This window comes from Streptomyces sp. V4I8 (assembly GCF_041261225.1).
GTDB lineage: Bacteria > Actinomycetota > Actinomycetes > Streptomycetales > Streptomycetaceae > Streptomyces.
In genome coordinates this window covers 6,451,358-6,466,118 of record NZ_JBGCCN010000001.1, presented here as the reverse complement: position 1 = coordinate 6,466,118, position 14,761 = coordinate 6,451,358, and the positions used below count along the sequence as shown (strand labels likewise).

13 protein-coding genes are annotated in these 14,761 nt (G+C 70.9%); 6 read left to right on the top strand and 7 right to left on the bottom strand.

What is annotated here, in order from left to right:
• Window positions 1–212 precede the first annotated feature (212 nt).
• Window positions 213–2,246 carry a thioredoxin domain-containing protein gene (locus ABIE67_RS29495; protein ID WP_370264016.1) on the bottom strand — a complete coding sequence of 678 codons (2,034 nt, stop codon included), beginning with the start codon at window positions 2,244–2,246 and terminating at the stop codon, window positions 213–215.
• Window positions 2,247–2,448: 202 nt separating this feature from the next.
• Between ABIE67_RS29495 and ABIE67_RS29490 the strand changes: the two genes are divergently transcribed.
• Window positions 2,449–5,649 (top strand): tetratricopeptide repeat protein, encoded by a 3,201-nt coding sequence (locus tag ABIE67_RS29490; protein WP_370264012.1) that lies wholly within the window; start codon window positions 2,449–2,451, stop codon window positions 5,647–5,649.
• A 201-nt stretch (window positions 5,650–5,850) separates the two neighbouring features.
• Here ABIE67_RS29490 and ABIE67_RS29485 read toward each other — a convergent pair whose 3' ends face one another.
• Window positions 5,851–6,111 carry a hypothetical protein gene (locus ABIE67_RS29485; protein WP_370264008.1) on the bottom strand — a complete coding sequence of 87 codons (261 nt, stop codon included), beginning with the start codon at window positions 6,109–6,111 and terminating at the stop codon, window positions 5,851–5,853.
• Entirely contained in the window at window positions 6,104–6,964 is an 861-nt protein-coding gene (gene mca / locus ABIE67_RS29480) for a mycothiol conjugate amidase Mca (RefSeq protein WP_234764784.1), read from the bottom strand. The genes ABIE67_RS29485 and mca overlap by 8 nt, the downstream gene beginning before the upstream one ends.
• Before the next feature lie 169 nt (window positions 6,965–7,133).
• On the opposite strand from mca, the gene ABIE67_RS29475 reads away from it, so the two are divergent.
• Both ABIE67_RS29475 and greA read left to right on the top strand, forming a co-directional pair.
• Entirely contained in the window at window positions 7,134–7,532 is a 399-nt protein-coding gene (locus ABIE67_RS29475; protein WP_370264004.1) for a DUF4307 domain-containing protein, read from the top strand.
• Window positions 7,533–7,806: 274 nt separating this feature from the next.
• Window positions 7,807–8,307, top strand: a complete 501-nt coding sequence (gene greA / locus ABIE67_RS29470) for a transcription elongation factor GreA (RefSeq protein WP_370264000.1) — start codon at window positions 7,807–7,809, stop codon at window positions 8,305–8,307.
• 82 nt (window positions 8,308–8,389) lie between these two features.
• Here greA and ABIE67_RS29465 read toward each other — a convergent pair whose 3' ends face one another.
• The 3 genes from ABIE67_RS29465 to ilvA all read right to left on the bottom strand — a co-directional run bounded on the left by ABIE67_RS29465 (window position 8,390) and on the right by ilvA (window position 11,701).
• Window positions 8,390–9,247 (bottom strand): ABC transporter permease, encoded by an 858-nt coding sequence (locus tag ABIE67_RS29465; RefSeq protein WP_370263996.1) that lies wholly within the window; start codon window positions 9,245–9,247, stop codon window positions 8,390–8,392.
• A complete protein-coding gene (locus ABIE67_RS29460; RefSeq protein ID WP_370263992.1) occupies window positions 9,244–10,233 on the bottom strand; it encodes an ATP-binding cassette domain-containing protein in 990 nt (329 codons plus the stop codon). The genes ABIE67_RS29465 and ABIE67_RS29460 overlap by 4 nt, the downstream gene beginning before the upstream one ends.
• A 238-nt stretch (window positions 10,234–10,471) precedes the next feature.
• Window positions 10,472–11,701 (bottom strand): threonine ammonia-lyase, encoded by a 1,230-nt coding sequence (gene ilvA, locus ABIE67_RS29455; protein WP_370263990.1) that lies wholly within the window; start codon window positions 11,699–11,701, stop codon window positions 10,472–10,474.
• A gap of 163 nt (window positions 11,702–11,864) precedes the next feature.
• On the opposite strand from ilvA, the gene ABIE67_RS29450 reads away from it, so the two are divergent.
• The 3 genes from ABIE67_RS29450 (at window position 11,865) to ABIE67_RS29440 (ending at window position 13,260) form a co-directional block, all read left to right on the top strand.
• On the top strand, window positions 11,865–12,371 hold the full coding sequence (locus ABIE67_RS29450) for a MarR family winged helix-turn-helix transcriptional regulator (RefSeq protein WP_370263988.1): 507 nt from the start codon (window positions 11,865–11,867) through the stop codon (window positions 12,369–12,371).
• A gap of 131 nt (window positions 12,372–12,502) precedes the next feature.
• Window positions 12,503–13,015, top strand: coding sequence for a sigma factor-like helix-turn-helix DNA-binding protein (locus ABIE67_RS29445; protein WP_370263987.1), 513 nt, complete (start codon window positions 12,503–12,505; stop codon window positions 13,013–13,015).
• A complete protein-coding gene (locus ABIE67_RS29440) occupies window positions 13,012–13,260 on the top strand; it encodes a hypothetical protein (RefSeq protein ID WP_370263985.1) in 249 nt (82 codons plus the stop codon). Before ABIE67_RS29445 ends, ABIE67_RS29440 begins: the two co-directional genes overlap by 4 nt.
• 25 nt (window positions 13,261–13,285) lie before the next feature.
• Here the strand turns inward: ABIE67_RS29440 and ABIE67_RS29435 are convergent, their stop codons facing one another.
• On the bottom strand, window positions 13,286–14,440 hold the full coding sequence (locus ABIE67_RS29435) for a cystathionine gamma-synthase (RefSeq protein WP_370263983.1): 1,155 nt from the start codon (window positions 14,438–14,440) through the stop codon (window positions 13,286–13,288).
• Window positions 14,441–14,761 lie beyond the last annotated feature (321 nt).

The window sequence follows — 14,761 nt, the reverse complement described above, 5'->3', positions numbered from 1 at the left end:
AGATCCCCAATGCCCCCTGTCGCGACGGTGAGTCACAGCCGTCGCGTCACTGTGGAGAGATTAGGGGGGAAGTGTGAAGCGCGAGGGCTGTTCCGATAAATAGCTTGTTTCGGAACGGTGCGTGAGAAAGCGCGATCTATCCGAACACACGCCCAATTTGGGCATGCGGAAGCCGCGTCCTCCGCTTCCGCTTTCCGGTCGTCCTCGACCCCTCAGCCGCTCAGTGACGTGCGCAGCCGCTCAGGATCGGTCGTCGGGGCGTCACAGGTGAAGTTACGGCAGACATACGCGGCCGGTTCACCGCCGACCAGCGGGCGATCCGCGAGCAGCGGAAGCTCGTCACTGTCCGGCGTCCCGACGGCCACGACGGCACCGGGGGCGGTGCCCAGAAGTGCCGTACGGTGCAGGGCCCTTGTGGCCTTGTCGTCAAGCCCCGGTCCGACGACCGCGACCTCGCGGGGCCCGTCGAGGTTGGCTTCGGCGACGGCCAGACCCCAGCCGATGAAGCGGGGCACGCGCGGGCCGAGCGCCTTGACGACGCCCAACGCCCTCTCCGCCGCGGCGCGATGGGGCTCCGCACCGGTCTGCGCCGCGTAGCTCAGCAGGGCGCCGGCCGCCGCGCTCCAGCCGGAGGGGGCGGCGTTGTCGGTGGGGTCCTGGGGGCGGCGGATCAGCCGCTCGGCGTCGGCGGCCGTGTCGTAGAGGGCGCCGGACTCCGCGTCGACGAAGCGGGCGAGCACGTGGTCGAGCAGGAACCCGGCGAAGTCCAGCCAGACCCCCTCACCGGTGACGGACGCGAGCGCGAGGAAGCCCTCGGCGACATCGCCGTAGTCCTCCAGCACCCCCGCGTTGGCGCCGGCCTTGCCGTCCTTGCTGGTACGGGCGAGGCGGGCATGGTCGTCGAGATGCAGCCGTACGAGCAGGTCGCCGGCCCCGAGCGCGGCCTCCACCAGGTCGGGGCGGTCGAAGTAGGCACCGGTCTCGGCGAGGGCGGCGATGGCGAGGCCATTCCAGCCGGCGACGATCTTGTCGTCCCGGCCGGGTGCCGGGCGGGTGCCGCGGTGCCGGAGCAGCCGCTCATGGATCGAGGTGATCTTCTCGGCGTCGAACAGGCCGTCCTGCTGCGGGAGTTGCAGCACCGACGAGCCCTGCTCGAAGGTGCCCTCCTCGGTCACGCCGAAGTGCCGGGCGGCGAGCTCGGCGTCCTCGTCGCCGAGCACCTCGCGCAGCTGCTCCGGCGTCCACACGTAGTACGCGCCCTCGACGTGCCTGCCGGTCCCGTCGTCGCTGTCGGCGTCGAGCGCGGAGGCGAACCCGCCCTCGGCGGTGCGCAGTTCACGCACCATGAAGTCGGCGGTCTCCAGGGCGACGCGGCGAGCGAGCCCGGACCCGGTGGCGCGCCACAGGTGGGCGTACACACGGCACAGCAGGGCGTTGTCGTACAGCATCTTCTCGAAGTGCGGCACGACCCAGTCGCGGTCGACGGAGTACCGGGCGAACCCGCCGCCGAGCTGGTCGTAGATGCCGCCCCGGGCCATCCGCTCGCAGGTGTCCTGGGCCATCTGCAGCGCGCCCTCGGCGCCCGTGCGCGCATGGTGGCGCAGCAGGAACTCGATCACCATGGACGGAGGGAACTTGGGCGCGCCCCCGAACCCGCCGCGCTGCGGGTCGTACTCCCGCGTCAGGCCGAGCAGCGCCTGCGCCAGCTCCTGCTCGCCGGGCGCCTCGGTGCCGCCGTAGGAGATCTCCCGCTCGGCGAGATCCCGGGTGATCTTCCCCGCGACGTCGGCGACCTCGTCCCGGCGGTCGGCCCAGGCGCTGTGCACGCCCTCCAGGACCTGCCGGAAGGACGGCGAGCCGTGCCTCGGCGCGGGCGGGAAGTAGGTGCCGAAGTAGAAGGGCTCGGCGTCCGGGGTGAGGAAGACCGTCATGGGCCAGCCGCCCTGGCCGGTGGCCGCCTGGACGGCCTCCATGTAGACGGCGTCCACGTCGGGGCGTTCCTCGCGGTCGACCTTGACGCTGACGTAGTGGGCGTTGAGGTAGTCGGCGGTCTCCTGGTCCTCGAAGGACTCGTGCGCCATCACGTGGCACCAGTGGCAGCTGCTGTAACCGACACTGAGCAGCACGGGCACGTTCCGTTTCCGCGCCTCCTCGAAGGCCTCGCCGGACCAGGGCCACCAGTCGACGGGGTTGTCGGCGTGCTGAAGGAGGTACGGGGACGTCTCGTGCGCCAGTCGGTTCGGCATGAGGTCCATCCTGCCGCAGTACCCATGTGCGGGCGCACATCACATGGGCGGCGGGGCGCGCCGGACGGCCCTGCCCCGCCGCGCTCCCCGACCCCACGCCCTCCCCTCCCAGCCCTCCCGGCCACCCGGCCCCCTCCCCACAGCGCCCCATCCGCAGCACACTTGACCAAGAAAGCCGTTGCCGCCGGAGGGGGACGTTGACATGCGGGCAAGCCATCGGACGGAGGCCGAGCGGCTGTTGTCCCGGGCCGTGGAGGAGGAGGTGCGGCGCTCGGGCGGGCGGATCGACGGTCAGGTGCTGCTGTCGCGGGCGCGCGGGGCGCTGGACGCCATGGCGCAGGCGGCGGCCGAGGAGTACGAGGCGTACACGCGCGCGCTGGACGAGGCGGAGGCCGGCCGGCTCACGTTCGGGCAGCGGTTCGCGCGGGAGGGCGGCGCTACGCCGCTGATGGTGGCGGGCGTAGCGGCGGTCGCGGCCGCCGTGTCCGACCTGGCGCTCGGCACCGGCGCGGGGACGGCCGTGGGCGCGGGCGTGACCGTCGGTGTCGTCGGCGCGGCGGCTACGGTCGTGAAGGTGGCCGGTACGCATCTGCCCGCCGCGCACCACCGCGCGGGCGCCGTCGGCCAGCCCGGCGGCCCGGAACAGCTGCGGCTGCAGTGGCTGACGGCGCTGGAGGTACGGGGCATCCGCCCCTTCCTCGACCAGCAGCGGGTGCTGAGCGCGTCGACCGGCCCGAAGCAGACCGGGCCACGGCTGAAGGGCGCGGACAAGAGCGCGGCGGCCCGCGGCCGGAACGTACTGGAGCAGTCGTTCGGTCAACTCCCCGAGCCGATGGGCCCGTTCGCGGGCCGCAGGCAGGAGCTGGCCCGCATCCGGCAGTGGGTACAGGCGGCACGGGCCAGTACGGAGACGAAGCCGACGGTCGTCGTCCTGCACGGGGCGCCCGGCGGCGGTCGTACGGCACTGGCGATCCGCGCCGCCCACGACCTGAAGGACCAGTTCCGCGGGGCGTGCGTGGTGGATCTGCGCGGCGACACGACGGAGGAGGCGCCGCTGTCGACGAGGGACGCGCTCCTGCATCTGCTGAACCGTTTGGGCGCTCCCCGCGAGCAGCTCCTCTTCCGCGAGCGCTCCTCGACCGACCAGCAGGTCAAGCGGCTGAGCGAGCTCTACCACCAGCACCTGACCGGCCTCCCCGTCACCGTCGTCCTGGACGACGCCTCGGACGCGGCGCAGGTCCGCACCCTCGTCCCCGAGCGGTCCGACAGCCTGGTCCTGGTCACCGCCCGCGAACCCCTCGACCTGCCCGCCGACCTCGCCGCCTGGGTGCACCAGCTGCCGGTGGAGGCGCTGGACGCGGCGGGCGCGGAGGAGCTGCTGAGCGCGGCGGCACAGGATTCCTCCTCCCCCTACGACGCCGAATCCGCCGACCTGATCCGGCAGTTGTGCGGCGGACTGCCGCTGGCCCTGCGCATCGCGGGCTCGTCGCTGGGCCCGCGTTCACCGCGCACACTGGCGACGGACCTCGGCGCGTACGGCCCGGTGGAGCCGGTCGAGCGGGTGCTGTGGCTGCGCTACACCGACCAGTCGGAGGCGGCCCGGCGTCTGCTGCGCAGGCTGGCCCTGGCCGGCCGCGCCTCGTTGGGCGCCGCGGCGGCGGCAGCGCTCCTGGCCACGGACGAGGCGGAGGCGACACGCCACCTGGTGGCCCTGTCCCGGTCCGGCCTCATCGACCACGTCCGCGGCAACCGCTACCGCCTCCACGACCTCGTCCGCGCCTTCGCCCACGCCCGCCTCCTCGACGAGGAGGAGGCCGTGGAGCGTACGGCGGCGCAGGAGCGGCTGATCGTGAACTACGCCGACCTCGCGGAGTCCGTCCTGCGCCTGGTCGACGGCAACATGTCGACCCGCTCGGACCGCTTCAGCCCGCACGGCTTCACCTCGCTGGACGACGCGCTGCGCTGGCTGGACGACGAGTCCAGCTTCATCACGGCCGCGCTCCGGCACGCGGAGGACGCCAACCAGGCGGCGGTCCTGAACCTGCTGGGCGCCCTGTGCGACTACTGCCTCCTGCGGGGCGACCTCTACCGCCTCGGCGAGATCAGCGAGCTGGCCCAGGCCGTGGACCAGGGCCTGCTGGTGCGCTCGGTGCAGTGGCGTACGGGCATCGCGGCCCGCCAGCTCGGCGAGCTGGACAAGGCCCGCACGACCCTGACCTCGGTGGTCGACCTCTATATGGAGGCCCACCACGACGCGGGCGCGGCCCGAGCGCTCTGTTCCCTCGGCATCACCCTCCACCACCAGGGCAATCTCACCGAGGCCGTGGCCAAGCTCCGCGAGGCCCTGGACCTCCAGTCGGCTCCCGAGCTGTCGACGGACCGCGCCTGGACGATGCACGCGCTGGCGGCGGTGGAACGGGACCGGGGCCGGGTGTCGGAGGCGATGGACCTGCTGACCGAGTCCCTGGTCCTGCACCGCGCCGGCGAGTCCGTGCACGGCGAGGCATGGGCCCACTTCCAGCTCGGCCAGCTGAGCCTGCGCATGGGCGATGTCCCGCGCGCGGAGTCGGACCTCCGCAAGGCCCTCGAACTGTACGGCCGTACGCGCGACGCCCGCGGCGAGGCCTGGGCGCTGACCCAGCTGGCCCGCGCTCGCCTGGTCGCCGGCGACCCGTCCCCGGCGGTGGACGGACTGCGCCAGGCGGCCGCCCGGCACCGTGACAACGAGGACGCGCGCGGCGAGGCCTGGTCCGTCTACTACCTCGGGCAGGCCCTGGAGGAGACGGGCAACCTGGACGTGGCGGTGCGCGAGCTGGAGCGCTCCCGCACGATGTTCTCGCGCATGCAGGACGTCTACGGTCTCGCCTGCGCCAGGCACCACTCGGCCCGTGTGACCCGGGACCAGCGGGCCGCCCAGACCGGCTCCCTGAAGAACTCCGGCTTCGCCCGCCAGCTCCTCGTGGACGCCCGCGCCAACTTCCAGCGCATCGGGGTCGCCCACGGGGAGGCGTGGACATGTCTGGAGCTCGCGGTGGTGGACGCCGGCAACGCCCGCACCCAGCAGGCGCTGGCCCTGTGCGATGACGCGGTGGCGCTGTTCTCGTCGTACGGCGACCGCAGGGGCGAGGACTGGGCCCGTTTCCTGCGCTGCACCCTGCTGCCGTACGCGGCGCCGGGCGGCGTCGAGGTCGGTACGGCGGTGGCGCAGGAGGAGCTGGCGCAGCTGGGCCGGGGCGGACACGCGCTGCGGGACGGGAAGCTGGGCGACTACGTCGAGGCGTACCAGCTCCTGCTCGAACGCGGCGTGAACCTGGAGGCCGGCTGGCAGGCCTGGCGGCTCGGCATGGTGCCGAACCGCCATGCTCGGGAGGTCATGGGGGTGGCGGTGACAGCCCGGCCATGACGCGGCCATGACGCGGTCCTGACCGGTCATGACCCGCGTGACCGGCCCTGGCCGGCCGTGACCAGCCTTGACCGGTCGCGCTCGGTCGTGATCGGCCGGTGAGGCAGGCATCGCCGGTGCGGCGGTGCCGCGACACGGAGCGGAGGCGCCCCCGCCGGCAACACTGCCGTCCGCCCTGCCGTCAGCCCTGCGGTCCTGCGATCAGCCCTGTCGCGGCTTGGCCGGGCCGGCCGCCTCGGCGTCCTCGGCGGAGGCGTCCGCCTTCGGGTCCGCGGGCTCGGCGAAGTCGACCCTGTTCATGTGCCGGTTCATCGACTTCATCAGGCCCCAGACCGCCAGGGCCATCACCGCGAAGACGATGAAGCCGAGGACGCCGGGGGTGACCTTGTCCTCGTCCACCTCCTTGGCGAGGGTGACGAACTGTGTCATTGCCAGGCTTGCGCTTGCGCTCATGTCAGGCATTGTCGCGGATGCCCGCAAAGAGGTCGTCCTCGGGGAGGGAGGTATCGACGAGGGACTTCGCCAGCTCGTACTCCTCCGTAGGCCAGACCTCCTTCTGGAGCTCCAGCGGGACGCGGAACCAGCCGCCGTCGGGGTCGATCTGGGTGGCGTGCGCGATCAAAGCCTTGTCGCGGATCTCATAGAAGTCGCCGCACGGGACGTGCGTCGTCAGCGTGCGCTGCTTCATACCGAACTCGTCCCAGCGCTTGAGCCAGTCCCCGTAGGGCGACTCCAGGCCGCGGTCGAGCATGGCCTGGTGCAGCGCCTCGGTGCGGGGGCGGTTGAAGCCCTGGTTGTAGTAGAGCTTCCGCGGCTGGTACGCGGGGCCGTACTCCGCCTCCGGGTACTTCTCGGTGTCCGCCGCGCCCTCGAACGCCACCATCGAGATCTTGTGGGTCATGATGTGGTCGGGGTGCGGGTAGCCGCCGTTCTCGTCGTAGGTGGTGATCACCTGGGGACGGAAGGAGCGGATCTGCTTCACCAGCTCACCGGCCGCCTTGTCGACGTCCTCCAGGGCGAAGCAGCCCTCGGGAAGCGGGGGCAGCGGGTCGCCCTCGGGCAGGCCGGAGTCGACGAAGCCGAGCCACTCCTGCTTGACCCCGAGGATCTCGCGGGCCTCGTCCATCTCCTTCTTGCGTACCTCGTGGATGTGCTCCTCGATGTACTTGTCGCCCTGGAGCTTCGGATTGAGGATGGAGCCGCGCTCCCCGCCCGTGCAGGTCACGACCAGCACGTCCACCCCCTCGGACACGTACTTCGCCATGGTGGCCGCGCCCTTGCTCGACTCGTCGTCGGGGTGGGCGTGAACGGCCATCAGTCGCAGCTGGTCAGTCAAGACTCAATCCTCGTAAGTCGGCGCCCCGGTGTCTTCGAGGGCGAACGGCGGCTTCTATAGTGACCGAATCGGGGGCCGGATAATTCCGGGGTACGGCCCGGAGGCCCCGTTTCGGGACATCCGTCCCGCCCCGGCCGAGAGGACGATCATGAGTACGGCGAGCACGCGACTGCCCGAGAGCCGCTACGGCCGCTCCTCGGACGAGCGCGCCGACCGCACGCTCAAGGTCGTCGGCGCGGTCCTCGGGGCGGTACTGCTGGCGCTGATCGGCTACTTCGCCTATCACTACGTCGGCCAGAACAAGATCAGCGCCGAGGTCATCGAGTTCAACGCCGGCAAGGACTCGGTGAAGGTGCATCTGGAGGTCCGCAAGGACGCCGGCGCCTCCGGCTACTGCACGCTGCGCTCCCAGGCGGAGAGCGGCGCCGAGGTCGGCCGGGCCGACTTCCGCTTCGACGGCGACGCCACGCGGATCGACAAGGTCGTCACGCTGCGTACGACGTCCCAGGGAACGACGGCCGAGCTGCTCGGCTGCCACGCGGACTGATCGCACCGGCCGATCAAGCCGACCGATCACGCCGACCGATCACGCGACTGACCGCACGACTGATCATGTCGACCGAAATCGACCGACCCTGGTCGACCCGGACCGGTCGTGTCCGGATTACGTAGGCGCTGACCTGCGTTGACGTGATTCTGATGGCTTATGTCCTCCCCCTTCGGCCATTGAATTGTTAGGCTCGTGGTTTCGCCCATCCGTGAAGGAACATCCTTCTGGGTAGGGCGATGCTTTGTATTCCCAGTACCTACGAGGAGCACCTGTGACCCAGACCAGCGAGAACGTCACCTGGCTGACCCAGGAGGCGTACAACCAGCTCAAGGCCGAGCTGGAGTACCTGTCTGGTCCTGCGCGCACGGAGATCGCCGCCAAGATCGCGGCCGCGCGCGAGGAGGGCGACCTGCGCGAGAACGGCGGGTACCACGCGGCCAAGGAGGAGCAGGGCAAGCAGGAGCTCCGAGTGCGCCAGCTGACCCAGCTCCTGGAGAACGCCAAGGTCGGCGAGGCGCCGGCGTCGGCGGACGGCGCGGTGGCGCCCGGCATGGTCGTGACGATCGCCTTCGACGGTGACGAGGACGACACGATGACCTTCCTGCTCGCCTCGCGCGAGTACGCGAGCTCCGACGTCGAGACGTACTCGCCGCAGTCCCCGCTGGGCTCCGGCGTGATCGGCCACAAGGTCGGCGAGGACGCCGAGTACGAGCTGCCGAACGGCAAGACGGCCTCGGTGAAGATCCTCAAGGCCGAGCCCTACAACGGCTGACCCGGACCGCGCGGCGGCCGGTCCCGGCCGACGACCTGTCCCTGACGAGCCCCCGGCGCCCACCTGGCGCCGGGGGCTTTCGTCATGCCGTCGCCGAGCGATACTTCCGTACCGCCAGGGTACGGAACACGATGATGATCAGGACCGAGTAGATCAACGAGGCCCAGACCGGATGCTGCATGGGCCAGGCGTCCGACGGTGACTGTCCCGGGTTGGCGAACAGGACACGGCAGGCCTGCACGGTGGCGCTGAAGGGGTTCCACTCGGCGATGTGCCGCAGCCACGGGGTCATATGGCTGGTGTCCACGAACGCGTTCGAGATGAAGGTGACCGGGAAGAGCCAGATCAGTCCGCTGGACGTGGCCGCCTCGGGGGTCCGCACGGACATGCCGATCAGCGCGCCGATCCAGGTGAACGCGTACCCGAGCAGCAGCAGCAGCCCGAAGGCACCCAGCACTCGGCCGGCGTCGGTGCTGCCGTCCGACCCGACGCGCCAGCCGACCAGCAGGGCGACCACGGCCAGCACGACCAGGGTCAGGGCGGTCTGGACGAGGTCGGCGAAAGTGCGCCCGGTCAGCACCGCGCCTCTCGCCATGGGCAGCGAGCGGAAGCGGTCGATGAGCCCCTTGTGCATGTCGTCGGCGATGCCCGCACCGGAGCTGGCGGTGGCGAACGTGACGGTCTGCGCGAAGATGCCCGCCATCAGGAAGTTCTTGTAGTCGACGGCGCTGGTGCTGCTCCCGATCTGCATGGAGCCGCCGAAGACGTAGGTGAACAGCACCACGAACATGATCGGCTGGATCAGCCCATAGATGATCATCTCGGGAATCCGGGACATCCGGATCAAATTCCGCTTGGCGACGACCATCGAGTCCCGGAAGGACTGGCTGACCGGGTTCGCGGCCGGTGCGACGCGCACGGCGTCGGCGAGAGCACTCATTTGACGGCCTCCTTGCCGGTCTCCCTGCCGTTCTCCTCGTCCTTCATCTCGGCCAGGTGTCCTGTCAGGGACAGGAACACGTCGTCGAGGGTCGGGCGGCGCAGGCCGATGTCGTCGATCTCGATGCCCCGGGTGTCGAGCTCGCGGATGACCTCGGCGAGGAGCTTCGCGCCTCCGGTCACGGGAACGGTGAGCTTGCGCATGTGCTCCTCGACCGTCGTGTCGCCCTTGCCGAAGCCGCGCAGCACTTCAGAGGCGGGCTGGATGTCGTCGCGCTCGTGCACCACGACCTCGACGCGCTCGCCGCCGGTGCGGGCCTTGAGCTGGTCGGAGGTGCCCTGGGCGATGACATGGCCGTGGTCGACGACCGCGATGTCGTGCGCGAGGTGGTCGGCCTCTTCGAGGTACTGGGTGGTCAGCAGCAGGGTCGTACCGCCCGAGACCAGTTGCTTCATGACCTCCCACAGCAGCTGTCGGTTGCGGGGGTCGAGGCCGGTCGTCGGTTCGTCCATGAACATCACGGGCGGGGAGACGACCAGGGCGGCCGCAAGGTCCAGGCGGCGGCGCATGCCGCCGGAGTAGGTCTTCGTGGGGCGGTCGGCGGCGTCGGCGAGGCCGAACTGCGCCAGCAGTTCGTCCGCGCGGGCCTTCGCCGCCTTCGCCTTCATCTGGTAGAGCTGGCCGACCATCTGCAGGTTCTCGCGGCCGGTGAGGTACTCGTCGACCGCCGCGAACTGGCCGGACAGGCCGATGGAGCGGCGCACGGCGTCCGGATGCTTGAGGACGTCGATACCCGCGACGACCGCCGAGCCGCTGTCGGGGCGCAGCAGGGTCGTCAGGCAGCGGACGGTAGTCGTCTTGCCCGCGCCGTTCGGCCCGAGCAGGCCCAGGACCGTGCCCTCGGGAACATCGAGGTCGACGCCGTCCAGAGCCCTTACGTCACCGAAGGTCTTCACCAGGCCTTCGGCATAGATGGCGCCTGGCATATGAATCTCCACGTCGTCGGGGAAATTTCGGGAACTTCGAAAGGCTAGGTTTGCACTTTTCGTTCCGCTGGGTGGCGGAATCACCAGACACACCATAACGCGATGTATCGCGTCTCTCAATGGAGTTACCCGAACGAGTGACAAGGGAACTCTCTTTCACACGCCGAGTCGCAGCCGGCGCCCGCTCGCGTCTCAGCCGGCACCTCGTTCGCGTCTCAAGCAGACGCCCGCTCCCACCTCAGCCGATGACGGTGTAGCCCGCCTCGCGCAGGGCCCGGCCGACCTCGACGCAGTGCGCACGGCCCTTGGTCTCCAGGTGCAGCTCGACCTCCGCCTCCGTGAGCCCGAGCCGGGGGTCGGTCCGTACATGGCTCACGTCGAGGACGTTGGCGTCGACCGCTGACAACACCCCGAGAAGCGTGGCGAGCGCGCCCGGCCGGTCGGTCAGCCGCAGCCGTACGGCCAGGTAGCGGCCCTGGGCGGCCATGCCGTGCCGCAGGACGCCCTGGAGCAGCACCGGGTCGACGTTGCCGCCGGAGAGCACCGAGACGACCGGCCCCTCGAAGGATCCCGGGTCGCTCAGGAGCGCCGCGACGGGGCTCGCGCCGGCCGGTTCGACGACCAGCTTGGCCCGCTCCAGGCACAGCAGCAGGGCGGTGGCCAGCTCGTCCTCGGTGACCGTGCGGACCTCGTCCACCAGATCGCCGATGATCCGGAACGGCACGTCTCCGGGCCGGCCGACCTTGATGCCGTCGGCCATGGTCGCCGGGTTGTCGACCGCGACCGGGTGCCCGGCCGCCAGCGAGGGCGGATATGCCGCCGCGCCCTCCGCCTGCACGCCCACGATGCGCACGTCGGGCCGCAGCGACTTCACCGCCATCGCGATACCCGCCGCGAGCCCACCCCCGCCGATGCCGACGACGATCGTCCGCACCTCCGGGCACTGCTCCAGGATCTCCAGGCCGACCGTGCCCTGGCCCGCGATGATGTCGGGGTGGTCGAAGGGGTGGATGAACACCGCGCCCGTCTCGGCGGCGTACTCCTGCGCCGCGGCGAGCGTCTCGTCGACCACCTGACCGTGCAGGCGCACCTCGGCGCCGTAGTCGCGGGTGGCGCTGATCTTCGGCAGCGGGGCGCCCTTCGGCATGAACACGGTCGAGCCCACGCCGAGCAGCGACGACGCCAGCGCGACGCCCTGCGCGTGGTTGCCGGCACTGGCCGCGACGACCCCCGCCGCCCGCTCCTCCGGCAGCAGCCCGGCGATCCGCACATACGCGCCGCGCAGCTTGAACGATCCCGTCCGCTGGAGGTTCTCGCACTTGAAGTGCACCGGCGCGCCCACCAGCTGGGACAGGTGCCTGCTGCCCTCCATCGCCGTCACCCGCGCCACGCCCGTCAGCATCTTCTGGGCGCCCCGCACATCGTCGAGCGTGACGGGAGGCAAGGAGTCAGCCGTGCTGTAGCTCATGACACAAGTCTCGCAGTTCACAGGCGCGAGGCCCTGTTGTGACCAAGCACCGAGATGGGTTTGCGCAGCGCCGGTACACCCCGCGTCCGGGCCGCGTACCCTGTCCCCCAACCCAGCACCCCCTTCATGAAGTGAGCCCCCGGCCATGCCCACAACACCTGAAATGTCGATGGACATGACGACCGTCGCCGACAGCGGTCTCCTCGACACGCTGCAACACGAGGTGGCGGTATTCGCCCGCCGTGCCGAACAGACCCGGCTCGGCGGCGTGGGTCAGGTGCGCAACTCCATGGACCGCGCCGCATACCTGCTGCTCAACCGCCTCGACAAGGAAGGCCCCATGGGCGTCAAGGCGCTCGCCGCGAGCATGGGGATCGACTCGTCGACGGTCACCCGGCAGGTGGCACCGCTCGTCGACACGGGACTCGTCAAGCGCACCTCGCACCCCGAGGACGGGCGCGCGGTGGTGCTCCAGCTGTCCCCGCGCGGTCAGTCGCGGCTGGAGGAAGTGCGCTCGTCCCGGCGTCAGTTGATGGCCGAGCTGACGCAGGACTGGGCCCCGGAGGAGCGTGAGGCGTTCTGCACGCTGCTCACCCGCTTCAACACGGCGCTCTCCTCGCGGATGGCGGCGCAGGGAATCTCGGGTGCGGAGACCCCTACGGCGTCCTGAGGGGTGATCCGGTCCGGGCTCTTGACCCCGGGCCGTCGCTGGCCTCATATGAAACCGGGCCCTCCGCGCGCGACCGAATCATGTGCGCCGCCGGGGCACGGTTCCTCAGGGTCGGTCAGGCGGGAGGGGCGGTGGGACGACGACGTGTGGTCCAGGACGCCCGCCGGGACCGCGAGTTCGAGGCGTTCGTCGCGGGCGCGGCCGGACGGCTGCTGCATACCGCCACGCTGCTCACCGCGGAGCCGCCGGACGAGAACCCGCGCGCGCGGCGCCTGCTGACGCTTTCCCTGGCGCACACGTACGCGTGCTGGGACCGGCTGCGTGGCGAGGACCCGTACGACCGCGCCCGCGCGTACCTGGCCACCCGCTTCTCCCGGGGGGCATGGCATCAGTACGGCGCCCTGGGCACCCTCGGCCGGTCCCGCCCCCACCCCGACAGTCCACTCGCCCGGCTGTCCCCACAGGAACGCCTGATCCTGGTACTGCGGCTGTACGAGGGAGTCGCCGAGGAACAGGCGGCGGCCCTCCTCGGTCTGCCCCGGGAACGCGTCCACGCGATCTGCGACCGGGCGACAGCGACACTGCTGCATCCACCGCGCAGAGCCGCACCGACCGTATTGGGCCCGAAGGCGGTGTCCCCGTGAACCGCCCCCAACGGGAAGCGGCCGCACGGCAGATCATGGAGCGCACGCCGGCACCGGTGCCGCCGGAGCTCTACGCGGAGGTCGTGCGCCGCGGCGGCCGCATGCTGCGACGCAGGAAAGCCGCCGTACGGCTGATGTGGCTGCTCCTGTTCGCCGCGACGGTGGCGTTCGTCGTATGGGCCCTGATGGCCCGCCCATGGGTGGAGCCGCCGTCTGAGACGACTCCCCCACTGACGGGCTGGTGAGCCCTTTCCACGCGGCCCCGGCCTGCTAGCCGAGAGCCTGCTGGAGGTCCTCGATGAGGTCGTCGACATTCTCGATGCCCACGGAGAGGCGCACGAGGTCGGCGGGAACTTCCAGAGCCGACCCCGCCACGGAGGCGTGGGTCATACGCCCCGGGTGCTCGATGAGGGACTCGACGCCGCCCAGGGACTCGCCGAGCGTGAACACCTTGGCGCGGTTGCAGACCTCGACGGCCGCCGCCTCGCCCCCCTCCACCCGGAAGGAGACCATGCCGCCGAACGCCTTCATCTGCTTGGCGGCGACCTCGTGACCGGGGTGGTCGGGCAGTCCCGGGTACAGAACACGCGTCACACGCGCGTGCCGGGTGAGCATGTCGGCGATCTTCGTGGCGTTCTCGCTGTGCCGGTCCATACGCACCGGCAGCGTCTTGGCGCCGCGCAGCACCAGCCAGGAGTCGAAGGGCCCGGCCACGGCACCCATGGCGTTCTGGTGGAAGGCCAGTTCGTCACCCAGGTCCGAGTCACCGACGATCAGCGCACCACCCACGACGTCCGAGTGGCCGCCCATGTACTTGGTCAGCGAGTGCACCACGACGTCCGCACCCAGCGACAGCGGCTGCTGCAGATACGGCGTGGCGAACGTGTTGTCCACGACGAGCTTCGCGCCGGCGTCCCGGGCGATCTGGGCGACGGCGGCGATGTCGGTGATGCCGAGCAGCGGGTTGGACGGGGTCTCCACCCAGACGACCTTGGTCTTCGGGGTGATGGCGGCCCGCACGGCACCGGCGTCGCTGGTGTCCACGACCGACCACTCCACCCCCCACCGGGCGACGACCTTCGCGAACAGCCGGAACGTGCCGCCGTACGCGTCATTGGGGATGACCACGTGGTCGCCGGGGCTGAGCAGCGTACGCAACAGGCAGTCCTCGGCCGCCAGTCCGGACGCGAACGCGAGGCCGCGGCGACCGCCCTCCAGGGCGGCGAGGTTCTCTTCGAGGGCGGTCCTGGTCGGGTTGGCGCTACGGCTGTACTCATAGCCACCGCGCAGCCCGCCCACGCCGTCCTGCTTGTAGGTCGAGACCTGGTAGATCGGCGGGACGACCGCGCCGGTCAGCGGATCGGCGGTGTTGCCCGCGTGGATCGCCAGGGTCTCGAAGTGCTGACTGATGTGCCTGTCACTCATGGGCACCGAGCGTAGCCCGCGAACGACACGGATGCGCCCGGAGTCGCACAGGGGGGCCATCCCCACGGCGCGGCAGCCGCGTACGGCGGCAAGGGGACGCGTCGGGGGGTGTCCGCCCGCAGAGTCCGGTGTCAAGAAACGGCACCTCCCGGCAGTACGCCAGCCACCGGACCGAGGACGGACACCCCCCGACGCGGCCCCGACCCACAACGAACCCGCACGCGCCACGCGAACCCCCACCGGACAGCAACAGGCCGCCGCAGGCACCTCAGGGGCGCGGGGCTGTGTCGAATGTGCGGCTACCGCCGCGTGGGCGCGACC